Raw genomic sequence first — 24,231 nt, forward strand, 5'->3', positions numbered from 1 at the left:
GGGTAATCCTATGCAAGGCACTGCGGGCGAAGGCGCCCATTGGTCCTCCCGGGCCGCCTTTATCATGGCGGCCATCGGCTCTTCCGTCGGCCTCGGCAATCTCTGGCGCTTTCCTTATGTCGCCGGGGAGAATGGCGGGGGCGCATTCGTCGTCTTTTACATTATCTGCGTCGCGCTGATCGGCCTGCCGGTGCTGGTGGCCGAACTCTTTATCGGCCGGCGGGGCGGCATGTCCGTGGTGGGCAGCGTCGTCAAGATCGCCAAAGCCGAGGGCCGCTCGCCGCTGTGGGCGCTGCAGTCCTGGACTGGGATGCTCGGGGCCTTCATCATCTTAACCTTTTATTCGGTCATCGCCGGCTGGGTTCTCGCCTATGTGGTGATGATCGGGGGCGGGCTCGTCACCTCCATCGGCGCGCACGGGCTGGCAGGGATTATCGCGCCGGCTTTTGAAAGCCTCACGGCCGAGCAGGTGAGCGCCAAGCTGGGCGAGCTCCTCAACGATCCCGTTCGGATGATTATTTATCACGCCCTGTTTATGACGCTCACCGTGTTCATCGTCATGCGCGGCATCAAAGGCGGCATCGAAACGGCGGTCACCTATCTGATGCCGGCCTTTTTCGTCCTGCTGATCGTGCTCCTGATTTATGCCCTCGCGACCGGCGACAGCAGTCAGGGGTTGAACTTCCTCCTCGGCGTGCGTCTTTACGACACCGAGCTCGCCGACGGCGCCGTCCGCCGCGGCCTTCTGCACGGCCTGCAGGACGGCTCGGTGATTTCGGCGGCGCTTGGCCAGGCGTTCTTTTCCATCGGGCTCGGCTCCGCGCTGATGATCACCTATGGCGCTTACATGCGCGAGGATCAGAAGCTGCCGCGGTCGGCGCGTCTCGTCGCCATCGCCGATACGGGCGTCGGCATCGTCGCCGGGCTCGCCATCTTTCCGATCGTCTTCGCCATGGGGCTGGCGCCGGGCGGCGGTCCGACGCTGATGTTCCAGACGCTGCCGCTGGCTTTTCACGGCATGCCGGTGGGCGGGCTTTTCGGACTCGCTTTCTTCCTGCTGGCGTTCTTTGCGGCGATCACGTCTTCGATCGCGCTTCTGGAGACCTCGACGAAATGGGTGGATGAGCAATCGAAAGCCGATAACCGGATTCTTTCCGCAGGCGGGCTGGGGCTCGCCGCTTTCGCCATCGGCGTTCTCAACGCGCTGAGCCAGGTGCCGAAAACGGGCCTTAACGGCGAAGACCAGTCGACCTTCTGGAACACATGGCAGCCGCTTGGCGAGATGAAGCTGTTCAAAGGCATGGTGCTTCTCGATTTCCTGAGCGCCACGACAGACCTCATTCTTCCCATCGCCGGATTCATCACGGCGGTCTTCGCCGGCTGGATCGTTTCAACCTCGACGGCGCGCGAGGCCATCGGCTTTCAGTCCGAAGTCTGGTTTAAGCGCTGGCGCTTTCTCATTCGCTGGGTTTGCCCGGTCGGGATTTTTCTCGTGATCGCCTATTCGACGGTCTGGGCGCCTTATGTCGCCCCGATGCTGGTGAACGCGGCGCAATAAGCGCGGTGGAGCGAAGGCGCGGCCGCCGCTAAAAACGGCCGCGCTTTTTCGGGCGGGGGTAGTCCTTATACGGATTTTATGGCGAAAAGGCGGCGTGGCCGCCCCTTTGCGCGCCGCTTCCCGGAGCCGGAATGTTAACCTTTCGGCCCTTGCAATTTGCGGCGATGCGCTTCATGCTTCAGGTTAGGTTCAACAAACGAAAGGAGGTGGTCCGATGTCGAGTGATTTCAGGAAGCCAGTGAGGTCTTTGTGGAAAGAGCGCGTCTCGGAGCAGCCTTCGAACGCCGTTTGACCGCCGGATTTATCGAGATCTCGAGGCCTGTTGGCTGACGAAATCGCGATCCCGAAAGGGATGAAGGGCCGCTTGACTGCAAGCGGCCCTTTTCCTTTGACCGGCTTACGCTTTAAAACGAAAAAGAAGCGCCCCATCGGCGCGCTGGTAATACGCCGCTTGGGAGGCCTCATGTTCAAACGAATTTTTATCGTCGCCGTTGCTTGCGCGCTCGCAGCCTGCGGACGGTCCGATCAGGCTGCGAACGAGGCCGCCGAGTCTTCGCTCGCAATTGCATGGGACGAATGGGGCGTGCCCCATATCGACGCCGGCAGCGTGGAGGCGGCGTCTTACGGCATCGGCTGGGCGCAGATGCGCGGACGCCCGGATCTCGTCCTGACGCTTTTGGGTCAGGGGCGCGGCCGCGCGGCGGAATATTGGGGCGAGCAATATTTCGAAAGCGACGCGCTGATGTGGACGCTGGGCGGCCCGCAAATGCTCGACGCCGCTTACGAGGCGCAAACGCCCGAAGCAAAAGCGCGTCTCAACGCTTTCGCGAAAGGCGTGAACGATTACGCCGCAGAACATGGCGATGCGATCAGTGAAGAGGCGAAGCGGGTTTTGCCGGTGAAGCCGACCGACGTCCTCGGCCATATGTTGCGCGCCATTCACATCACCTTCGTCACCCGGGGCGACTTCGGCGCGCTGGCGCCGCCGCGCAAAGACGATGACGAGGGGAGCGACAAGGAAGAAACGCCCGGCTCGAACGCCTGGGCGGTCGCGCCTTCGCGCTCTGCAAATGGCGACGCCATGCTGCTCGCCAATCCGCATCTTCCCTGGAGCGATCTGTTCTTGTTTTTTGAAATGCACGTCAAAACGCCCGAGACCGATGCTTACGGCGTCGCGTTGATCGCCAATCCGTTTCTCGCCATCGCCTTCAACGAACATCTCGGCTGGACCCATACGGTGAACACCTATGACGGCGCCGATGCTTACGTGTTCGATGTGGTCGACGGCGGCTATCGCGATATGGACGGCGTCAAACCCTTTGACGAGGAAAAGGTCTCGCTGAAAGTGCGGGGACCGGAGGGCGCGATGGAGACGCGCGATATCGTCACGCGCCGCACCAGCGCCGGCCCCGTGTTCCGGATTACGGACGACAAGGCCTATGTGATGCGCATTGCGGGCTTTGAGCCGGCGCATCTCGACCTTGGCGGTCAATATTGGGCGATGGCGGAAGCCTCGACGCTTGATGAGTTCCGCGCCGCCATGGCGCAACAGCAAATGCCGATGTTCAATACGATCTATGCGGACGATGCAGGCAACATCTATTACCTCTTCAATGCGCTTGCGCCGAAGCGCAAGAAGGGCGATGCGAAACTCTGGAGCGGCCGGCTTGACGGCGCCGACCCTGATCTGCGCTGGCAAGGCTATGTGCAGTTTGAAAAACTGCCGCAATACTTCAATCCGCCCTCGGGCTTTTTGCAGAACTCCAACGAGCCGCCCTGGACAAGCACCTTGCCGCCGGTTCTCGACCCTTCCGATTACCCTGCCGATTTCGTTCAGCCCTTAATGAGGAGCCGGCCGCAAAACGGCCTGGAAATGCTCATGGGCGACGACAGCATCACCTATGAGGAGTTGATCGACTACAGCCAGACAACGCGGCTGACGCTGCCCGACAGCGTGCTGCCCGATCTCATCGCCGCCGCGCGCGAAGACGGCTCGACCCTGATGGACCGGGCCGCCGCCACCCTCGAAGCCTGGGACCGTCATGTCGATCCGAAGAGCAAAGGCGCGGCCCTGTTTTTCTTCTGGCTCCAGGAAGCCAAACCCGGCCCCGGCTTTTACGCCGCGCCCTGGTCCTTCGATCATCCTGAGACCTGGGCCGCCGGGATCGCAGACAAAGAGGCGGCCGTCGCGGCGCTCAAAAAGGCGGCGACCATGATGGAAGAGACGTATGGCGCGCTCGATATTCCCTGGAGCGCGCTGGCGCGGGTGCGGCGAGACGGCGTCGATATTCCGGTCGGCGTCGCGCCCGGCGATATGGGGGCCTTCCGCGTCGGCTGGATCGCGCCCGGCGAGGACGGCGAATTCGAACTCATCGGCGGCACCACCTATGTGGCGGCGATCGAGTTCGGCGAGACGCCGTCCGCCCGGGCGATCCTGCCTTACGGCAATTTCGCCGCCCGCCCGGAGGGCGTGCGCTCGCAATGGGAGATCTTCGCCGACGGCGATCTCCGGTCGGTTCATTTCACCGAAGAAGAGGTTGAAGCTGCGGCCGTCATGCGCGAAACGCTGGACCCGGCTTTAAAGCGATAGGGCGAGACCGATCCAGAAGGTGCGCGGCAAGCCGGGGCGCAGGCCCGCAGGCTGGTGTGCGGCGATATAGTCTTCGTCGAACAGATTTTCGATCTTGCCGCGCAGGCTGACGCCGTCGAACACCCTGACATAGGCCGACAGGTCAAAGACCGTATGCGCGTCGAGTTTTTCGCCATCAGCGATGGGGCCCTGTCCGGCGACGGTCCTGCGTTCCGACTGATAAAGCATGGCGAGTTCGCCGCCCCAGCGGTCGCCTTCGACGCCGGCGGTCAGAAACAATTGATGATCGGCGAGATAAGGCAATTCGTCTCCGACGCTGACATCGCTCCATGGTTCGTAACCTGACGAAAACGCGGTCTGAAACTCGCCATGGGTGTAGGTGTAAATGGCGGAAAGCGGCAGTGCGAAGGGCGCGCCGGTCCAGGCCGCCGCGTCGGCGCCTACTGTAAGTTCAAGCCCGTATACATCCACGTCGCCACCGTCGAATTGATCGCCGATGGCGCAGCCGCCGCCGGTGGAGGCGGTGCAGGTGCCAAGCAGGTTTTCATAATCGTTGAAGAAGCCGATGGCTTCGAAGCTCACGCCGTTTTGCGCCCAGCGCAGCCCCGCTTCCCAGTTGGTGGATTTCTCCTCGCTGGATGTGGAATTGCCGGGCGAGGGCGGGGCGAAACCGCGATAGACGCCGCCGAGGACCGAAAGCGCGTCCGTGACGTCATAGACAATCCCGAAAGCGGGCGTCACAGCTGTCAGTGAATTTTCGCGAATTGAAAGGTCAACGCCTGTCCGTTCGGGATCCAAGCGCCCGTAATCGAGACGCGTCAGGTCGATGTCTTCGATGCGAACGCCGATCGTCGCATGCAGGCGTCCCCAGTCGATATTGTCCTGCAGAAAAACCGCCAGCGCTTCGCCGGTTTCCACCCGGTTTGAGTCAGAGCCTGGCGCGCCGACGCTGGTGCGCAGAAGTTCTGCGTTCTCGGCCCGGAAAAATTCGAAATTCTGGAACCGGTCCACTTCGTCTTCGTGCCATCTGAGGCTTGCCTCTAATGTGTGGTTGAGCTCGCCGGTGGCGGCTTTGTAGGTGAGAATGCCCTGCACGCCATTGGCGTAATAATCGCGTGCATTGTGGCGGATTTCGAGGGCGCCGTCTGGGCCGGTGAAGCCCGGCCGGGCGAGGATGTTTTCAAATTCCGCCGCATAAAGGACGGGGTCGGCGAGAATGGCGGAGGTGGACACGCCGAGGACCCGCTCCAGCTTGAACCAGTCGCGGGCGAATTCGGTCCGGTAGGCGATGATGTCAAGCGTCAGGCCGGGCGTGAACTCTGCATAATAGCTGAGTTGGAAGGTTTCGTGATCGCTGTTGAACTGGTCTTTCTGCGAGCCGTTATAGCGCCGGCGCGGATTGGCCGAAAAGTCAGCGCGCGTGAGGCCGAGATAGGTCTCGTTCGAGGTTTCATCCGAACGCTGATATTTGAACTCGAGGCTTTGCGGCACAGCGGCGCCGTCTTTTGTATAGAGGCCCGCTTTCACGACATAATCGGAAATGTCGAAGCCGGTGTCCCCGCCGGCGTCGAGGCGCTTAAAGCCATCGGTTTCATATTGGAAGGTTTCGACAAGAAAGCCGGCTTCGAATGGGCCGAGATCGCCGCGCCCGCCCGTCCATGCGTGAAGACGCCGGCCGTCATCGGAGCCGAAATAGAGTTGCGCCTCTGCGGCGAATTCATCCGGGATCGGCGTTGAATAAAGATTGATCGCGCCGCCGGTCGTGCGCGGTCCGTATTTGACGGCGCCCGTGCCCTTGGTGATTTCGATAGCGTTGATGCGGCCCGTATAGGGGAAATAATAGGCGGAAGGCGCTGCGTAAGGAGCCGGGGCGATAGGAACGCCGTCCTCCATCACCATGATGCGCGCCGACCGGTCGGAGCCCGAACCGCGCAGACCGATATTGGGCCTGAGGCCGTAGCCGTCCTCTTCCTGAATATTGACGCCCGGCGAGCGGCGCAGGGTGCGCAGGATGTCGGTGTAGGACTGTTTCGCCAGCTCTTCCGCATCGAGATAGGTGATCGCCCCCGGCACTTCGTCGAGCCCGCCGGCGGCGCCGAACACGGTGATTTCGTCGATGGCCGCCACCTGAACAAGCGGCGCGTCCTCAGCGCCCGCCGAGGAGGCGAGGGCGGTGACGGCGGCGAGGGGGGCGATGACGCAGCGCAGGCTATTTTTGGACATGGCTCTCTGGGACTCACGAGGTGAAAGGGGTGCAGCAATTGCGAGTGATTATCACTCCGGCTAGCTTTCCTGATAATGATTGTCAATTGCGCTCCAGGCAGCCATGACTTGCCCGGGGCGAACAAGGCATGACAAAGAGCCCTGCCGTCCCTAAATCCTGCAGGGACGCCAGCAAACGGAGGCCCCGAATGGTCGAAAAACTGAGCCCTGAGGCGCGGGCGGCGTTCCTGAAGGACCGTCCCGGCTGGGCCCCGGTCGAGGACCGGGATGCAGTGAAAAAGAGCTTCGCCTTTGACGATTTCAACGAGGCGTGGGGCTTTATGTGCCGGGTGGCGCTGGCCGCGGAAAAGGCCGATCATCACCCCGAATGGTTCAATGTCTATAATCGGGTCGAGATCACGCTGACGACCCATGACGCCGGCGGGCTTTCCGAGCGGGATGTGGCGCTGGCGGGCTTCATCGACGCCGCGGCGGGCCAGGATTAGGCCGAAAAACCGCCGCCGGACACAAAAACGCCTTGCCCGCGCCTTCTATACGCCTGCGGGCGTATCTAGTAAGGTGCTGAATTCACAAGGGGATTGAAGAAAGATGGCGACTATCGCGCTCGTCGATGATGACGAAAACATCCTGACCTCGGTGTCCATCGCGCTCGAGGCGGAAGGCCATAAGGTGAAAACGTTCGAAGACGGCGCGGCGGCGCTCGAGTTTATCAACGCCACGCCGCCGGACATGGTGGTCTCCGACATCAAGATGCCGACCATGGACGGCATGGAGCTTCTGCGCCGCATCCGCCAGAACTCCAGCCTGCCGCTGATCTTCCTGACCTCGAAGGACGAGGAGATCGACGAGGTTTTAGGCCTCACCATGGGCGCGGACGATTACGTCAAGAAGCCTTTTTCCCAGCGCCTCCTGCTCGAACGGGTGAAGGCGGTTCTGCGCCGCAACCAGGCGGGCGAAACGCCGACGGAAGAGGAAGAAAAGAAAATCATGCGCCGGGGCGAGCTGACGCTCGATCCCATGCGCCACGCCTGCACCTGGAAAGGCCAGCCGGTCGTTTTGACGGTGACGGAATTCCTTATCCTTGAAGCGCTGGCGCAGCGGCCCGGTTTCGTCAAAAGCCGCGACGCGCTGATGGATGCGGCCTATGACGATCAGGTCTATGTGGACGACCGCACCATCGACAGCCACATCAAACGGGTGCGGAAGAAATTCCGTCAGGTCGACAAGGAGTTCGATTCCATCGAAACATTATACGGCGTCGGCTACAAATATAAGGACGCCTCATAAAGCATGAGTGAAGAGGGCGGGATCGCGCGGCGAAGACGCGCGCCGATGGCGGTGTCGCGGCTGACGCTGACCATTGTCCTCGCCAATCTTATCGGCCTTGTCATTCTCCTTCTCGGCTCCTTCGCGCTGACGCAGTATCGCGACGGCCTCATCCAGGCGAAACTCGAAGGGGTGCGCGCCCAGGCGCAGATCATCGCCGATGTTCTCGCGCAGGTGGCGATCGACGAAACCACTTGCCAGCCGGTGGAGGCCGCCGACATCCAAAGCCAGGAAGGCGAAGCCGTTTGCGCGCTCTCTCTAAGTCAGCGCGACGTGCGCGAGGTTTTCAACCGCGTCTGGGACAGTTTCGAAGGCCGGGTGCGGATCTTCAACGCCCCGCAGACCTTTCAGGACCCGCCGGTTTCCAACGCCAATGCGCTGCTCATCGAAGACGTCGTCTTGCGCGAGGACGAAATCGTCGCTCAGAGCCTGCCGCCTCTCGACGAGGGCGGCGCTTTGATGGAAGTGCTGGAGGAAGAGGGAATCTGGCGCCGGCTGTCGCGGTTTTTCTCCCGCGATTATCGCGCCGAAGCGGCGCGCCGGTCCCTCGAGGACGAGTTGAACGCCGCGCTCGCTTCTTCGCCTTTCGCCGCCGAACGCGGCGCCGCCTCCGTGCGCCTAGACGAGGAGGGCGAGCTTGTCGCCTCCGTCTCGGTGCCGATCCGCCGCGTGCAGGCGATCTACGGCATCGTGACCGCGGAAAGCGGCGGCATCGACACGCTTGTGGAAGAGGCGCGTCTTTCTATCCTTCCGTTTTTCGGGTGGGCGGTGGCGGCGGCGATCCTGTCGTCGCTTCTCCTGACGACCATGATCGCGCAGCCGATTCGTCAACTGGCGATTGCGTCCGACAAGGTGCGCGAAGGCATCGCCGCGGCGGGGCGCGCGCGCATTCCCGATTTCACCAACCGCAAGGACGAAATCGGCGAGCTTTCCGGGTCCCTGAAATCCATGACTCAGGCGATCTATGCGCGCATCGACGCCATTGAAAGTTTCGCCGCCGATGTCTCCCACGAATTGAAAAACCCGCTGACTTCGATCCGCAGCGCCGCCGAGACCCTGAAGATCGCCAAGACGCCGGAGCAGCAGGCGAAACTGCTCGCCGTCATCCAGAAAGACGTGGCGCGCATGGACCGGCTGATCACCGACATTTCAAACGCCTCGCGTCTCGACGCGGAGCTGGCGCGCGAGAGCCGCGAGGCGATCGATCTCGGCAAGCTGATCAAGGATATCGTCGCCACTTATGCAGACACGGCCAAGGATGGCGACGTGCGCGTCGTTTTCGACGAGCCCATGCAGCCCGCCTATATGCTCGGCAATCCCACGGCGCTGAGCCAGGTGATCCGCAATCTCATCGATAATGCGCGTTCTTTCAGCCCGGAGGGCGGCGAAGTGCGCGTGCGGCTCGAGCCGGCGACGGCGCGCAACGGGCTCGCCCGCATTATCGTCGAGGATGACGGGCCGGGCATCCCGCCGGACAATCTCGATTCGATTTTCAACCGTTTTTACACCAAGCGGCCTCAAGGGTCGGCCTTCGGCAATAATTCCGGGCTCGGCCTTGCGATTTCCCGGCAAATTGTTAACTCCCACGGCGGTCGGATTTACGCCGAAAACCGCCTGGTCGATCCTGACTGCCCGGAAGGCGAGCGCAAGGGCGCGCGCTTTATTGTAGAGCTTCCGGGCCGGTAAACGTCGTTTTTTCCTAGACATCGTTGAACAAACCAGCACCATACTGGCGCGCATAAGGAGTTGGATGCGAAAAGAATGATCGGTCTTGTTGTCGTCACCCATGGGCGCCTTGCGGAAGAGTTCCTTTCCGCCGCTGAACATGTCGTCGGACCGCAGGAGCAGGTGAAAGCCGTCTCCATCGGTCCCGACGACGATATGGAAAAGCGCCGGCAGGATATTCTCGAGGCGGCGAAGGCCGTCGACACTGGCGAAGGCGTGATCATCCTCACGGACATGTTCGGCGGCACGCCGTCGAACCTCGCGATTTCCGTCATGGAAAAAGCGAACGCCGAGGTGGTCGCGGGCGTCAATCTGCCGATGCTGATCAAGCTGGCGTCCGCCCGCGGCGAGGACGATCTCGCCGAAGCCGTGAAGGCCGCGCATGAGGCGGGGCGCAAATACATCAATGTTGCGTCCTGGGTGCTTTCGGGCGAGGCGGCGGATTAAACGTGTCTGAAGACAAGGAAGAGCCGGTGACCGCGACCGTCGAGGTCTGCAACAAGCTCGGCCTTCACATCCGCCCGTCGCGCTACCTGTCGGCGCTCGCCAAATCCTACGACGCGGAAGTCACGGTGCGCAACAATGAGCGCGTCGCGCTTGCGGACTCGCAGCTCGATCTGTTGATGCTGCTCGCCAGCAAAGGCGCCAAGCTCGAAATTTCAGCGACCGGTCCGCAGGCTGAGGAAGCCGTCGACGCCATCGTCAAGATGGTGCAGGACCGCTTCGGCGAAAAGGACTGACGGAAAATCGGTTGCGCGAATTGCAAGGGCCGCCGCAGCAGCCCTTGCGTTTTCTGAAGCGTTAGACCTTGGTCAGGCGCAGGTAAGGGCGCAGTTCGTCCCAGCCTTGCGGGAACATGCCTTTCGCGTCTTCGTTGCTGATGGAGGGCGGGATAATCACCTTGTCTCCGGGCGTCCAGTCCGCCGGCGTCGCGATCTTGTTGGCGTCGCTGGTTTGAAGCGCGTCGATCACCCGCAGGATCTCGTCGAAATTGCGGCCGACGCTCATGGGATAGGTTATCATTAGCCGGATCTTTTTGTTCGGGTCGATGATGTAGACGGAGCGGACCGCCTGCGTGTCGCTTTCCGACGGATGGATCATCTCATAGAGCTTTGCGATTTTGAGGTCCGGATCGGCGACGATCGGAAATTGTAGATTGGTCTTCTGCGTGTCGTTGACGTCGAGGATCCACTTGTTGTGTTCTTCGACAGTGTCCGTTGACAGCCCAAGAGGCTTCACGTTGCGTTTGGCGAACTCATCAGCAAGCTGCGACGTGCGGCCCATTTCCGTCGTGCAGACCGGCGTGAAGTCGGCCGGGTGACTGAAAAAGAACACCCATGAATCGCCCGCCCAATCATGCAGGCTAATTTCGCCTTGGGTCGTTTCAATTTTAAAATCCGGAGCTGTGTCGCCAATTCTGAGCGCCATTGTCTTTTCCTTTCTTATGGCAACCGCCTTTAAGGCGGAGCTGATTTCAACGCATAAATGCTGTTTAGTCTGTTTTAGTTATCGTCGTGCGAGACGGAGAATTCAAGTTAATATTCTTAATTACGAATATTGGAATATTCGATAGGCCGCCTGAGCCCGGAGTTGCGCGAGGGAGGCGCTGCAGCCTTCGCCGCAATTCATGGCCGCATCATGGATAAACGGTTTAAAATGCAGCGCAGAGCATCTGCGCAGCGTGCGGCGGCTTTCCCGCCGGCGCGATCTGCGCGCACGGAAATACGCCGTCCCGTTCCCGTTTTGTGTGCGCGACTAATCTGTCGCAGGCGCGCGAGCGCCGCCAGCTCACGCAGAGGGGCTTGCCGTTGTGCTGGACAGCACGACCGGTTGGCCGTCGCGCAGGCGCTCTCCGCCGCGAATGACGACGTCGTCTCCGGGCGCGATATCGCCGATCACTTCGATATAGCCGCCTTCCGCCGCGCCAAGCTCGACATCGACGCGCCGCGCGATCTTGTCTTCGCCGACGACGTAAACGCTGATCCGGTCGGCCCTTAACACCAGCGCGTCGCGCGGCGCCGCCGTCACCCGTCGCGCCGCGTCCGACGGCAGGTTCACGCGCACGGCTGAGCCGATATACCAGTTGGTTTCGGGCAGTTCGAGGCGGATTTCGAGCATGCGCGAGCGCTCGTCCCCGACGGGCACGACGGCGCGCAAGGTCGCGTCGAGCGTTTCGGCGCCGTTGGCGACTCTTATCCTGTCGCCCGGCTGGATATTGCGGGTGAGGCCTGCTGGCGCGCGCGCCGTCACTTCCAGGTGATGCGTGTCCACAAGGCGGATAAGCTCCGTGCCCGGATTGGCGTATTCGCCGGCCTGCGCTTCCTGAGAGACCACGCGGCCGGCGAAAGGCGCTTTTACTTCGGTGCGCTTGAGATTGATCTCGGCGCGCTCAAGCGCGACTTCAGCCTGACGCAGCGCCTGGATCGCCTCGTCCCGGTTCGACCGCATTTCATCCATGGAGGCTTCGGATTCGCCCGCTTCTTCGAGGCCGACGAAACGCTGGTAGAAACTGTCGAGATAATCGGCGCGGGCGCGCAGACGCCGCACCTGCGCCGCCGTGTCGTCGCGCGTGAATTTTGCATCCGCCTGTTCGAGCCGGGCGATGACGTCGCCTTCTTCGACTTCAGCGCCGACCTCGGCGACCCACTCGATCTTGCCGGATGTCGCGGCGGCGACGCGGCTGTCGCGCGTCGAGACGACGGCGCCCGGCGTTTCGGCGCGCGGCGCGAGGTTTCTCGTTTCCGCTTTGGCGACGACGACCGGGGCCGGCGGCGGGCCTTGCTGGGCTGCCGCGGCGGCGCTTTCGTCCTCGCCGCCAGCGCCCACATGGCCGCCGTAAAGATAGGCGCCGCTTGCCGCTGCGATCAGCGCCAGTCCGGCGCCGCCTGCGAAAATCAATTTCCGGTTCATGAATAAAGCTCCTTTATTCCGCTGGTTGCAGGGCGAGGCCGCGCGTTTCGGGGGCCGCGCGTTCCGCGCCGAGCTGCATCAGCGCCGGCAAGAGGACGAGGGTGAAAAGGGTGGAGACCGCCATGCCGCCGACAATGACGGTGGCGAGGCCGCGATAGATGAGGCTGCCGGCGCCGGGCGCGAGCACCAGCGGCAGCATGCCCATCAGCGTCGTCGAGGTTGACATGAAGATCGGCCGGATGCGCAGGGTCAGCGCTTCGCGCACCGCTTCCGTGCGGGACCGGCCGTCTCTTTCCGAGGCGCGGGTCTGCGCCATCAGGAGGATGGCGTTGTTCACCACGAGGCCGAGCAGGATGATGAAGCCGATCATGCCGAGAAGGTCGAGCGGCGTCGTCTTGACGAGATCGAGGGCGCGGATGGCGAGAACGCCGCCGACCGCCGCCATGGGCAGGGTGACGATGACGAGCCCTGCGTCTTTCACCGACTTGAAGAGCGCCGCCATGATGAGAAAGAGAATGAAGATGGCGAGGAAAAAGTTGGCGCCGAGATTGTTGACCGCCCGCGCCAGCGAATCCGCATCGCCGCCCCATTTGATGGAAGAGCCCGGCGGCAGGATTTCGTAGAGCTGCTTTTGCGCATTCTTTTTCAGCGCATCGACGGCGGGGCCGAGCGCCATGCCTTCCGGCGGCGTGATGCCCAGCGAAATCGTGCGCCGCGCATCGAGCCGGCGGATCTGCTGCGGGCCGACGCTGCGCGTGACGGTGACGAGCTCGCCGAGCGGCACCACGACGCCCGAGGGCGTCGCAATGGGTGTCGAGTCGAGATATTCGGGCTCCGACCAGTCTTTCGCCTGCAAGATGACGTCGATGCGTCCGTCTTCGTGGAAAAACTCGCCGAGCCATTGGCCGTCGCCGAGCGAACGCACGGCGCGGGCGACGGCGTCGCGGGTGAGACCGACTTCGGCGATGCGCCGGTCATTCGGGACAAGGCGCAATTCCGGCGTCACAACTTGCGGGTCGGGATTGGGCCAGACCTGCGCGCCCGGCAGGGCCGACTGAATGACGCCCATGGCGTCGGGCACCGCTTCCGTCAGCGCAGCGTAATCCGCCGCCTGGAGCTGCAGGTTGATCGAGCCCTGGCCGCCGAAATTGCCGAAAAGATCGCCCTGGGCGCCGAAGGCGCGGGTGTCCGGAAAGCCCGCCAGAATTTCGTTGTTCACAATGTCGACCATCTCGCCGATGCGGGACTGGTCGAGAATCCTGACGCCGATATTGCCGCCATTATTGCCGGCGAAAAGATAGTAATTGCGCAGCGCCGGCTCCTTCTCGCCGTCCATATAGGGCTGCATTCTTTCGACAACGACGTCGGCGAATTCGGTGCGGACCATGTCCGGGCTGGCGCCGGACGGAAAGCTGATGAAAGCGTCGACGGCGTCGCGTTTCACTGGCGGCAGGTAATTCAGTTGCGGGAAAAGAAGATAAACGATGAGAACCGGCAGCGCCGTCAGCGATCCGATAATGGCGAGGCGGCGCTTATTGGTGGCGGTGAGGCGGATGATGGCGTCGGCGAGACGCTGCGCGAAGAGCGGACGGTCTCCCTTCGCCGTCTCTTTGGCGGCTTTGCCTTTCACGAAAAACCGCGCGCCGGTGGGCAACAGCGTCACGGCGACAATGAGGCTGAACGAGACGGCGATGGCGATGGTGAGCGCGAGGTCGGCGAAAAGCTGGCCCTCGACATCCTCGAAGAACATGATCGGAATAAAGATCGCCACGGTGGTCACCGTCGAGGCGAAGAGCGCGCCGAAGACCTGGCCGACCGCCGCTTCGGCGGCTTCGTAAGGTGAGCGGCCTTCCTCGCGCAGGCGCACGAAATTTTCGAGCACGACGATGGCGGCGTCCAGCACCATGCCCGTGGCGAAGGCGAGGCCGGCCAGCGAAATCACATTGATGGAGCGCCCGAAGAGATTGAGCACCACAAGCGTCGCCATCAGGCAGATCGGGATCGCCGCGGCGATGACCAGCGTGGCCGCGGCGCGGCGCAGGAACAGCCACAAGGCGGCGACCGCAAGCATGACGCCAAGGAGAAGGTTGCCGGTCAAAAGCGAAATGGCGCGTTTGATAAAGACCGACGGGTCGAAGCTTTTCTGGATCGAGTAGCCCATTTCCGCAAGCAGGCCGGCGTTCAAATCGTCAACGACAGCCGTTAGCGCGTCGATCGCTTCCAGCGTGTTGGCGCCGGGCTGGCGCATGACGCGCATGCCGATCGCCGGGTTGCCGTTCTGATAGACGATTTCTTCGTTGCGCCGGTCCACGGCGACGGAGATGTCGGCGATATCGCCAAGCCGCACCGGGGCGCCGTCGCGCCAGGCGAGGATGGTTTCGCTGAGCTGATCCGCGGTGAAACGGCCCTCAAACCGCATGGTGTAGTTGCGCCGCCCGATATCGACCGAGCCGCCGGTGACGTCGGTGGAGCGATTGACGTTCTGCGCGATTTCGTCGAGCGATACGCCAAGTTGTGCGGCGAGAAAGGGATCGAATTCTATTTTCAGAATGCGCTCGCCGTCATTGGCCTGAATGTCGACGCTGGCGACGCCGGGCACGGCTTCAAGTTCGGGCAGGATGCGCTGTTCGGCGAAATCGCCCAGCTTCATATCGGGATTGTCGGCGCCGGGCAGGCGTTGCAGGAACAGGTAAATAAGGGTTTCGCCGGCGTCCCCGCCGCCGCCGTTATTGATGCGCGGACGGTCCGCATCGGCGGGCAGGCCGCGCACCTGCTGCATGCGCGCGTTCACTTCGGAGAACGCTTTGTCCATGTCTGTGCCGAGGGCGAATTCGAGCGAGATCCACGCGCCGCCCTGGTTCGACCAGGATTGCATGACGGTGACGCCGGGCATGCCGCGCAATTCGCGTTCGATAGGTTCGGTGATTTCGCTTTCGACTTCGCGCGGCGAGGCGGCGCGCCAGCCGGTCCATATCCCGATTTGCGGGCGTTCGATCGCCGGGAAAAGCTGCACCGGCAATTGCGAAATCGAGAGCGCGCCGAGCAGTGTAATGAGGGCGAGCACGACCGCAGCCGCAGCGGGGTTTTTCAGGCAAAGCCGGGTCAGACCCATTGTGCAAGCTCCTCCGGAAAGCATCGTCCTGTCTGTCGGCGTCGGATGATCGCGCGGACGAGCTGCGCAGCCTTTACAAAGGCCTGCGGTTTTTCCTGATAATCTCGCCTTTTTTAAAGGCCGGCGCATCCGCTTATCGACAAAGCGCCTGAGAGATGCGGTGAAGCGATAGGGTTTCAGGCGGCGGATTCTTTAAGGGCCGTTAACGCTTGGCGGCGTCTTTCGCAGCCTTCTTGATTTCCTTGCGGCGCTGTTCGATTTCCGCGAGTTCACGCTCAAGATCGGCCTTGACGTCGCGGATCGCGTCTTCGCGCCGGGCGAGCATTTCTTCTTCGCTATAAGCGCGTTCTATTTCGCGCTCCGCCTCAGCGCGCGCGCGTGCGACTTCGCGCTTGAAGGCTTTCATGTCAGCTTCATGTTCACGGCGGGCCTCGCGCAAGTCGCGCTCCATTTCTTTTCTGGCTTCGGCGCGGTCGCGCGCGGCCTCGCGCCTTTCCTGCGCAGCGTCACGGCGCGCTTCGCGCGTATCGGCCAGACGCTCGCGCGCCAGCTCGATCGCGTCGGCGGCGCTTGCTATGGCGTCTTCGCGCTGGCGGCGAATGTCTTCCATCTCCTCTTCGCTGAGACGCGCTTCGGCGAAGGCGCGCGTCATGTCCGGAAAAGAGATTTCCAGATCGGCAACGTCTTTCAGGTTCAGCGTTTTGCCGTTGAGCATGTCAGTCAGTTCATCGGCGCCGTCGAAACCGTCAAGCTCAAAATCATTGAAACGGAACGTCATGCCTTCGAGATCCTTGAAGGCGTCGACCTTCCCGAACTGTTCAAACATGCGCTCTTCAAGGCGCGCCAGTTTGTCGGCCAGCTTGCGGGTTTTCTTCTCGTCAAACTCGATGTCGGCGCCGTTTTCGCCATCGATTTCGAGTCGATATTCGCCGACCGGCGACAGCATGACGCTGCGGGTTCTCCTGGTTTGCGCTTCCGGTTTCAGCGGCGCTGCGGGCGCGGAGGGCGCGTTCGCTTCCGGAGCGGACGGCATCAGCGGGCGCGGCGCGGCAGTCGGCGCGAGGACCGGCATGGGGTCCACCATTTCGCCATCGGCGATGACTTCAAAGTGAAGATGCGGGCCGGTTGTCTTGCCGGTGGAGCCCACGGCGCCGATGACGTCTCCGGCGTCGATGCGCTCGCCTTTGCGCACCACATAGCTATCGAGATGCGCATAGCGGGTGACGAGGCCGTGGCCGTGATCGATGACGACGACTTTGCCCCAGGAGTCCTTGCCGTGATAGCGGTCGGTGGCGTCGATCACTTTGCCGTCGCCGGCGGCGCGCACCGGTTCGCCGCGCGCGGCTTTGACGTCGACGCCGTTATGGGCGGGGAGCTCTTCCCCGAAAAGTTTTCTCTTTACGCCGAATTTCGCCGTGATCTCGCCGTCGACCGGCGCAACGGTCAGCGCCTGGCGCGGTTCGGGCGGCGAGACCGCGAAGGCGGCCTGGGCGAAGGCGAGCCCTGCGGCGGCCGCGGCGCTGGCGGCGAGGCCGAGTTTGCCGGCGGCGCTCAAAAGCGGTTTTTCCGGCGCGCCCGTCAGGATGGCGTCGAGACGTTCGCGGCGCGAGCGTTTGTCGAACGGCGTGAAGGACGGAATGAGTTCGCCGGCGAAACCATTGCGCGCGCCGGCGGCGAGACGCAGGCCCTGCACGAAACATTGGGCGTATTGGCGCCGGTCGACGCCGCGCGCCAGCACCAGCGCATCGGCGCCTTGCTCCGCGGCGAGCGTTGCGCGCGCGCAGATGCGGTGCATGAACGGGTTAAACCAGAAAACCGCCTTCACAACCGAGCAAAGCGCAAAGAGGGCCACGTCGCCGCGCTTCACATGCGCCATTTCATGCGCCCCCATGAGCGCCGCATCTTCGATCGAAACCCGGTCGAGAAGATTGTAAGGCATGACGACGACCGGGCGGAAATAGCCGTAAACGCAAACGCTTGAAACGATATGAGAGAACACGTAACGCGGGGCGCGTTTGACGCCGATGCGCTTGCGCCAGCCTTCGAGCGCATCGACAAGCTTCGGTTCGTCCGCCGGCAGGGCGTAGTTGAGGCGATAGGCGAACCAGACATGGCGCACCGCCGCCAGGATGAAAAACATCACAAAGCTGTAGAAATAAATGACCGCTGCAAGGCGCAGGATATCCGCGAGGGACGGCGCCGCGGGTCTCGTATAAATAACGGTTTCATCAAGCGCCGGCTGGATCATAGTAGCGGGCGTGGCGATCTCCGCCATCGGGGGCAGGGGCGCGGGCGCGCGTAAGGAGAAGCCGAACGCGGCGGCGACCGGCGCGATGAGAACGGGCAGGGCTGCGAGGACGAGCGCCGCCGGCCAGACAAGCCCGGCCAGGGGCCGGGCGCCGGCGGGGCTTTTCGCCGGGCCTGCGATTTGCGCGGCGGCGATGAAAATGATCGGTGCCCAAACTATCGACGCCAGAAGGCAGTAGAAAAACGGTTCGATCAAGGCGCTCATTGTTCCTTCTCCGTTTTTCTGAGGACGTCTTCGAGTTCTTCGATTTCGTCTTCGCTGAGGAGTTTCGAATCGGCGAAAAACGCCGCTGCGGGCGTCGTGTCGAGTTCGAGAACGCGTTTGGAAAAATCGGCGATCATGCGCGACAAAAGCGCGACCTTGCCGACCTGGGGTTCGTAAATGTTGACGCCGTCCGCCGGGGTTTTGGAAATCAGCCCCTTGTCCGCCATGCGTTCGAGAACCGTGCGCACGGTGGAGTAGGACCAGCCGAAATCCTGTTCGATATCGCGGTGGATTTCCCGCGCGTTCATCTCTTTCGAGCGCCACAGGAGTTTCAGGATGGCGAGTTCCGGTTTGGTCGGGTCGGTCCCTTTAAGGTCGGTCATGACGGCGTCCAGCACTGATGCGGGGACGCGCAGACGCCCCCTGCGACATTTGTGGCCATCCTACCTCTTTGCGACACTTGTCGCAAGGCGTTTCAAGGCTTGCGGCGGGATTCTGCGACGAACCGAAACCGGGCTGCGGCGAATGGAGAAGGCTAAAGAGAAGAAAGCACGGCGGCGAGGCGCTCGAGATCGGCCTCGGTCGAGAGCCGGTGGTCGCCATGGGGCGTCATCAAGATCTCCACATCAGCGCTCTCCAGCATCTCGGCGAAGGCGAGGGCGTGGGCGTAAGGCACGGCGTCGTCGCGCATGCCCTGCAGGATGCGCACGGGAACGCGAATGGGCACAGAGCCGGTCATGAGGAGATGTTTGCGCCCGTCCTCGATCAGCTTCGCCGTGATCACTTCCGGCTCGTCGGAATAATCGGAAGGCTGCTCGAGGCGCCCTTCCTCCATGATCGTCCGGCGCTGCTCCTCGGTGAAAGACGGCCACATCAGCCTTTCGGTGAAATCCGGGGCCGGGGCGATGAAGACGATGGCGGCGACGCGCTCCGGCCGCTTCAGCGCCAACAGCGCGGCGATCCAGCCGCCCATGGAGGAGCCGACGAGAATTTGCGGGCCTTCGGTCAGATTATCGAAGGCCGCCAGGGCGTCCTCGAACCACGCGCCGATCGATCCGTCCTCGAAGGCGCCGTCGGATTCGCCATGGCCGGAATAATCAAAGCGCAGGAATGGACGGCCCCGATCCGCCGCCCACTGGTAGAGGAACTCGGCCTTGGTCCCGAGCATGTCGGAGCGAAAGCCGCCGAGCCAGACAATGCCGGGTTCGCCGGCTGACGCGCCGGACCGGCGGCGAAAAGCGAGACGACCGTGAGGGCCGTCGAAATGGGAAGCGGGGGCGGGCGCGCTCATGATGGGGATCTTCCTTTAAATCGGCTCGACGCGCTGCAGCATTTGGCGTATGGTTAATGCACGCCGATCTGCGGCGGCCTCCAAGGCGGAGGCGCGTTTAAATTAAGGGGGACTTGTTCTTATGCGCAACTTGACGAAGGCAACCGCCGCTCTGGCGACGGCAGGTCTTTTTTCGATCGCAGCGATGTCACAGGCGTCGGCGGCGATCACGCTGATCGATAATTCGACTGCAGGTTATTACAATGACGGCATCGGCGGCAGCCTTAACGGCACGTCGGCGCTTTTCCCGGACGCCGGCACGTCTGACGATCCGAACATCGATCCCGCGCCGGAGCCGGATCTGAGCGCGGCGGCCGCCGCCCTCGGCGCGTGGCTCTCGACGCCGTCCTCTCCAGGCGGGACTTGGGGCGCGGCGCCGGAAGCGATTCCCTCGACCTGGGCGGTCGAAACCGAAACTGCGATCATCTATGAAATCGACGCGGGCGCGACCGGCCTCAGCAATGTCGTCGCCAATTTCGGCGTCGACAACGGCATCTTCGTCTGGCTCGACGGCGTTTATCTCGGCGGCGAGCTGCATCCCGGCGGCGCGTCTCTGGGTGAGCTGATCTTGAATATCGGCAATCTGACGGCGGGCTCTCACTTCCTTCAGGTCCTGCGCGAAGATCATGGCGGCGCGACCGGCTATGCGGTGCAGGTGACGGGCGACGAGGGCGTCTCGGAAGTGCCGCTGCCGGCGGCGCTGCCGATCTTCCTGTCGGGGCTTGCGGGCGTCGGTTTCTTCGGCCGCAAAAAGCGCAAATCCGCCCGCGCTTAAAGCGCCGGCGCTTCACTTCATGCGATCAAAGGGCGCGAGGGCCGGTCAGGGCTCTCGCGCTTTTTTATGGGCCCCGCCGGCGCCGTTTCTGTGGAAATTCCGGCGAGCCTCTCCGCCGCTTAAGGGGCGGCGATGAAACCCCCGTGCAGACTTGCATTTCCGGCTTGACGGGGCCGTGCGGCTGACTTAAACCGCCCCGTCTTGACCGTCGGCGCATGTCTTGCGGGCAAGCTTTGCGGGTGTAGCTCAGTTTGGTTAGAGCGCCGGCCTGTCACGCCGGAGGTCGCGGGTTCAAGTCCCGTCACTCGCGCCAGTAAATCAATTACTTGGCTCCGACCGCTTTTCCTATTCCGTTAAATTCAGGCTCATTTCCGCGGCTTGCTCCAACCTTGTCCGTGAGAAAGGCTCTTCCTGTTGTTCGCTTGTCGGCCATCTGGCGGGGCGGAGTCACGGTCAGCGGCGGTGTCGGCAGTCTCAAAGAACCGGCTGCTATCGAGTGTGGCGGCGGAAATCGCTGTTCGCTGGTTGGGCGTCCTGTCTGCTTATGACTGAGCCGTCAAATTCGTGATGATCGACAAAGATGAAGCGCCGCACGATATTGCGTCACCCGGCTGGAGGATTTCCGGCTTTCAGTTTCACGGCGGATTTGCAAGGCGATCTTTGCGGATGTCTTGCGCGTCCTGTTGGTCTTCTTTGTTTGCGCGCTTTGACAGGCCCCGCATCCAAACGCCCGGGCCCGCCGGCGGCGCGCCGCGCAGCCTGAAGACGGCAACGCGCTTCTCGGGCGTTTAGGCTAGCGATGTCTGCAACAAATGCGTGGCGTAAGTAGGCCAGGCTAACCGGAAGCGGGGCGCTGCCCTTCAAGGTGGGCCATCGCGTGACGTCCGGTGATGTCCATGGATCGGTTATCCGCCGCGCGTTCATGATGAGGGCTCTATAGTCTTGTGAGTGATGAATAAAAACCTATCGGAAAACAATATCATTACTCATATTAATTGAATTGAACAAATCAGTAAGCCACCGGCCATTCCAACAAGAGCAACGGCGCGAGCATAGGCGAACATTCAGCGGCGGCGGTCACGGGTCTGTTTGAAAGCGAACTCAATTATCGCCGGGCGCAAAGGCTTCATAGCGCCATTGCGAATGCGTGGGGAAACGAATGTCCGGCATGGAGCCCAATTCAAGCCGGAACTAAAAATATCTACGCAGCAGCTTTTCAGGCTGGTTTTGATTCCGACTGTCGCAAGGGTGCGGGCTATCGCCGACATTGGTCGCGGTCTGCACAGGTCATGCGCCCAAGTTGAGGCGATTGTCTCTGGGACCGCGGCTAAGGGGCGCCGGCGCTTCATTCGAAGTTTAAGATTCTCTGATATTTTCGTTATATTCGCTAACGACAGCAGCGTTGTTCTTGCGCTGAACTCGACAATACTTCGAATAGATCGCCGGCTCATGCCTGTGATGGTTGATGCGGGCTGGCCGGGCCATGTCGGATATGGATTGATCCGGTCATTACTATAGTGTTCCGGAGGCCTTTCCCTTAAACGGTTTCGCCGGCGCCTGCAGTCATATGCCAGAAGGTAAAAGCCTGTTTGACTTTTATACGCAATAGAAGCAGCTTTTCGAAGAACTGAGCCAGTTTAGAAATCTACAGATTTGGGTCCTAAGTAAGTGAAAGAGAAAACTGATATTGCCTTGGAGCGTTCGCACTTCATTCCGGTGACCGCTTTCGATCTTGTTGTGTTCGGGGCGGCGGGCGATCTGTCTTTGCGCAAGCTCATTCCGGCGTTGTTTCACCGCTGGCGCGACAACCAGATTCCGGCGGAATCGAAAATCGTCGGCGTATCGCGCACGGCCATGGATGATGACGCGTTCCGCAAGCTGGCGATCGAAAGTTTCCGCAAATTCCATCCCGATGAGATCATCGACGACAGCGAATGGGCGGCTTTCGCAAGCCAGCTTTATTATGCGGAGCTTGACGCGGTCAAAGAGGGCGGCGAGGGCTGGGCCCGGCTGAAAGACCTGCTCTCCGGCGGAGAAGACAAGCAGCGGGTGTTTTATCTCGCGCTCGCGCCCGGCCTTTACGGCGCCGTCAGCGCCAATATCGATGCGGCGGGATTGAAGTCGCCCGGCGCGCGCATCGTTCTTGAAAAGCCCATCGGCACGGATCTTCAAAGCGCGCACGCCATCAACGAGGCGGTGGGCGCGGTCTTCGAGGAAGAGTCGATTTTCCGCATCGATCATTATCTGGGCAAGGAGACGGTGCAGAACCTGATCGTGCTGCGTTTCATGAACTCGCTCTTCGAGCCGGTGTGGAACGCCAACGCCATCGATCATATCGAGATCACGGTGGCTGAATCCATCGGCGCGGGCGGGCGGGCCAGCTATTACGACAAGGCCGGGGCTCTGCGCGACATGGTGCAGAACCATCTGTTGCAGCTTTTATGTCTCGTCGCCATGGAGCCGCCGCTCGACCTTTCGCCGGACACGCTGCGCGATGAAAAGATCAAGGTGTTGCGCGCGCTGCGGCCGATCACGAAAGACAATGCGCGCCAGACAACGGTGCGCGGCCAGTACGGCAAGGGCGCCGCGGACAGCGAAGTGGCGCCGGGTTACGCCGAAGAGTTGGGCGCTGAAAGCACGACCGAAACCTTCGTCGCCATCAAAGCCAATATCGACAACTGGCGCTGGAAGGGCATGCCGATTTACCTGCGCACCGGCAAACGCATGAAAGACCGGCGTTCGGAGATTATCATTCAGTTCAAGGAAGTCGCCCACGCGCTCATCAATGACGGCGGGCCCTTGCCGCCGACGCGCATGGTCATCCGGTTGCAGCCCGATGAGGGCGTGCGGTTGTTGCTGGTGACCAAGGATCCCGGGCCGGGCGGCATGCGTCTTCGCTATGTGCCGTTGAACCTTTCTTACGCCGACGCATTCAAGGCGCGCTATCCGGACGCTTATGAGCGGCTCTTGATGGCGGTGGTGCGCGGCGATCTCGCGCTTTTCATGCGGCGCGACGAAGTCGAGGCGGCGTGGCGCTGGGTCGACGGCATTCTTGAGGCGTGGGAGGCCGACGGCACGCCGGCTTACGCATACGCTGCCGGAACGGAAGGCCCGGCTCAGGCGGCGATGATGCTCGACCGGGACGGGCGCGAATGGTTCGAGGGCGTCTGAGGTGAAACGGATCGACTTTGCCTCGCGCGATGACATGGCGGAGCAACTTGCCGGTGATGTTGCAGACCGCTTGCGCCGGGCGCTCGAAGAGCGGGGCGGGGCGGCGATGGCGCTTTCCGGCGGGTCGACGCCGGCGGGCCTTTACGAGGCTTTGTCGAAACGCGATCTCGATTGGGCGAACGTGACGGCGGCCTTGGTGGATGAACGCTGGGTCGCGCCGGGCGAAGAGGGCTCGAATGAAAGTTTCGTGTGCGCCAAGCTGCAACAAAACAGGGCCGCGGATGTTCGCTTTGTGGGGATGTGGTCCGATGCGCCGACCCCGGCGGAAGGCTTGGCCGCGGCGGAAGCCCGCTATGAAACAGTGAAAGGATCTTTCGATGTGGTCGTGCTCGGCATGGGGCCGGACGGGCATACGGCGTCGTGGTTTCCTCATGCGCAGGGCCTCGGTCGTGCGCTTGACGCCGGCGGCGTGCGCCTTGCGGCGGTGAAAGCGCAAAAAAGCGCCGTGACCGGAGAGCATCTCGATCGCATGACGCTGACACTCGGCGCGGTTAGCGAAGCGCATTATATCTGTTTATTGATGACGGGCGTGGAAAAGCGAAGCGTATTCGAGCAGGCGTTAAAAGCCGGGCCGGTCGAAGACATGCCTGTTCGCGCGATTATCCGCATGCGGCCCGATTTGTCTGTATGCTGGGCCCCGTGAAGGGCTTGGCGAAGGAGTTTCTGTGGCGAAACTGAATGACGTTCTGGCGCGGGTGACGGACCGCGTGCGCGAGAAAAGCCGGAAGACGCGCGAGGCGTATCTGAAACAGATGCGCGCGGCCGCCTCGGAAGGCCCGCATCGCTCGCACGTATCGTGTGGAAACCTTGCGCACGCCGCCGCGGCCTGCGGGGCCGATGAAAAACGCGCGCTTGCGAAAGGCGGCGGGCCGAACATCGCCATCGTCACCGCTTATAACGACATGCTTTCCGCGCATCAGCCGCTCGGGGCCTATCCCG

The 24,231-nt window shown here is 62.1% G+C and carries 17 protein-coding genes, 1 tRNA gene and 1 pseudogene; 12 read left to right on the forward strand and 7 right to left on the reverse strand.

The window, feature by feature from the left end; all coding sequences use genetic code 11:
• The first annotated feature begins 10 nt into the window (after positions 1 to 10).
• Complete coding sequence (locus CW354_RS13005; RefSeq protein WP_104830531.1) at positions 11 to 1,558, forward strand: sodium-dependent transporter; 1,548 nt, start codon at positions 11 to 13, stop codon at positions 1,556 to 1,558.
• A gap of 463 nt (positions 1,559 to 2,021) precedes the next feature.
• The gene (locus CW354_RS13010) at positions 2,022 to 4,148 is read left to right on the forward strand and encodes a penicillin acylase family protein (RefSeq protein ID WP_165793695.1); all 2,127 of its coding nucleotides are present in this window, start codon (positions 2,022 to 2,024) and stop codon (positions 4,146 to 4,148) included.
• Here the strand turns inward: CW354_RS13010 and CW354_RS13015 are convergent.
• Positions 4,137 to 6,371: a TonB-dependent receptor family protein gene (locus tag CW354_RS13015; RefSeq protein WP_104830533.1), complete on the reverse strand. Its 2,235-nt coding sequence runs from the start codon at positions 6,369 to 6,371 to the stop codon at positions 4,137 to 4,139. The two genes, CW354_RS13010 and CW354_RS13015, sit on opposite strands and share 12 nt — an antisense overlap.
• Positions 6,372 to 6,499: 128 nt before the next feature.
• Between CW354_RS13015 and CW354_RS13020 the strand changes: the two genes are divergently transcribed.
• The 5 genes from CW354_RS13020 to CW354_RS13040 all read left to right on the forward strand — a co-directional run bounded on the left by CW354_RS13020 (position 6,500) and on the right by CW354_RS13040 (position 10,162).
• Positions 6,500 to 6,856, forward strand: coding sequence for a 4a-hydroxytetrahydrobiopterin dehydratase (locus CW354_RS13020; RefSeq protein ID WP_104830534.1), 357 nt, complete (start codon positions 6,500 to 6,502; stop codon positions 6,854 to 6,856).
• Positions 6,857 to 6,959: 103 nt separating this feature from the next.
• Positions 6,960 to 7,658: a response regulator transcription factor gene (locus CW354_RS13025; RefSeq protein ID WP_104830535.1), complete on the forward strand. Its 699-nt coding sequence runs from the start codon at positions 6,960 to 6,962 to the stop codon at positions 7,656 to 7,658.
• A 3-nt stretch (positions 7,659 to 7,661) separates the two neighbouring features.
• Complete coding sequence (locus CW354_RS13030) at positions 7,662 to 9,383, forward strand: ATP-binding protein (protein WP_104830536.1); 1,722 nt, start codon at positions 7,662 to 7,664, stop codon at positions 9,381 to 9,383.
• 75 nt (positions 9,384 to 9,458) lie between these two features.
• Positions 9,459 to 9,869, forward strand: a complete 411-nt coding sequence (locus CW354_RS13035; RefSeq protein ID WP_104830537.1) for a PTS sugar transporter subunit IIA — start codon at positions 9,459 to 9,461, stop codon at positions 9,867 to 9,869.
• 2 nt (positions 9,870 to 9,871) lie between these two features.
• Positions 9,872 to 10,162, forward strand: a complete 291-nt coding sequence (locus tag CW354_RS13040) for an HPr family phosphocarrier protein (protein WP_207764792.1) — start codon at positions 9,872 to 9,874, stop codon at positions 10,160 to 10,162.
• A 61-nt stretch (positions 10,163 to 10,223) separates the two neighbouring features.
• On the opposite strand, the gene CW354_RS13045 is transcribed toward CW354_RS13040, so the two are convergent.
• The 6 genes from CW354_RS13045 to CW354_RS13070 form a co-directional block, all read right to left on the reverse strand.
• Positions 10,224 to 10,850 carry a peroxiredoxin gene (locus CW354_RS13045; RefSeq protein ID WP_104830538.1) on the reverse strand — a complete coding sequence of 209 codons (627 nt, stop codon included), beginning with the start codon at positions 10,848 to 10,850 and terminating at the stop codon, positions 10,224 to 10,226.
• A 360-nt stretch (positions 10,851 to 11,210) separates the two neighbouring features.
• On the reverse strand, positions 11,211 to 12,332 hold the full coding sequence (locus CW354_RS13050) for an efflux RND transporter periplasmic adaptor subunit (protein ID WP_104830539.1): 1,122 nt from the start codon (positions 12,330 to 12,332) through the stop codon (positions 11,211 to 11,213).
• 13 nt (positions 12,333 to 12,345) lie between these two features.
• Positions 12,346 to 15,444: an efflux RND transporter permease subunit gene (locus CW354_RS13055; protein WP_104830540.1), complete on the reverse strand. Its 3,099-nt coding sequence runs from the start codon at positions 15,442 to 15,444 to the stop codon at positions 12,346 to 12,348.
• 202 nt (positions 15,445 to 15,646) lie between these two features.
• Positions 15,647 to 17,956, reverse strand: coding sequence for a M23/M56 family metallopeptidase (locus tag CW354_RS13060; protein WP_104830541.1), 2,310 nt, complete (start codon positions 17,954 to 17,956; stop codon positions 15,647 to 15,649).
• The gene (locus CW354_RS13065; RefSeq protein WP_133162308.1) at positions 17,953 to 18,339 is read right to left on the reverse strand and encodes a BlaI/MecI/CopY family transcriptional regulator; all 387 of its coding nucleotides are present in this window, start codon (positions 18,337 to 18,339) and stop codon (positions 17,953 to 17,955) included. The genes CW354_RS13060 and CW354_RS13065 overlap by 4 nt, the downstream gene beginning before the upstream one ends.
• A gap of 152 nt (positions 18,340 to 18,491) precedes the next feature.
• Positions 18,492 to 19,247, reverse strand: a complete 756-nt coding sequence (locus CW354_RS13070; RefSeq protein WP_104830543.1) for an alpha/beta hydrolase — start codon at positions 19,245 to 19,247, stop codon at positions 18,492 to 18,494.
• 121 nt (positions 19,248 to 19,368) lie between these two features.
• Between CW354_RS13070 and CW354_RS13075 the strand changes: the two genes are divergently transcribed.
• The 5 genes and pseudogenes from CW354_RS13075 to CW354_RS13105 form a co-directional block, all read left to right on the forward strand.
• The gene (locus CW354_RS13075) at positions 19,369 to 20,061 is read left to right on the forward strand and encodes a VPLPA-CTERM sorting domain-containing protein (protein WP_104830544.1); all 693 of its coding nucleotides are present in this window, start codon (positions 19,369 to 19,371) and stop codon (positions 20,059 to 20,061) included.
• A gap of 235 nt (positions 20,062 to 20,296) precedes the next feature.
• A tRNA-Asp gene (locus tag CW354_RS13080) sits at positions 20,297 to 20,374 on the forward strand.
• Between the two features lie 1,379 nt (positions 20,375 to 21,753).
• Positions 21,754 to 23,232: a glucose-6-phosphate dehydrogenase gene (zwf, locus tag CW354_RS13095; protein ID WP_104830547.1), complete on the forward strand. Its 1,479-nt coding sequence runs from the start codon at positions 21,754 to 21,756 to the stop codon at positions 23,230 to 23,232.
• A gap of 1 nt (position 23,233) precedes the next feature.
• Positions 23,234 to 23,935, forward strand: a complete 702-nt coding sequence (gene pgl, locus CW354_RS13100; RefSeq protein WP_104828002.1) for a 6-phosphogluconolactonase — start codon at positions 23,234 to 23,236, stop codon at positions 23,933 to 23,935.
• A gap of 22 nt (positions 23,936 to 23,957) precedes the next feature.
• Positions 23,958 to 24,231, forward strand: a pseudogene (locus CW354_RS13105) (phosphogluconate dehydratase); the annotation flags it as partial.

Origin of the sequence: Hyphococcus luteus (assembly GCF_002943565.1) — a bacterium.
Classification (GTDB): Bacteria; Pseudomonadota; Alphaproteobacteria; order Caulobacterales; family Parvularculaceae; genus Hyphococcus; species Hyphococcus luteus.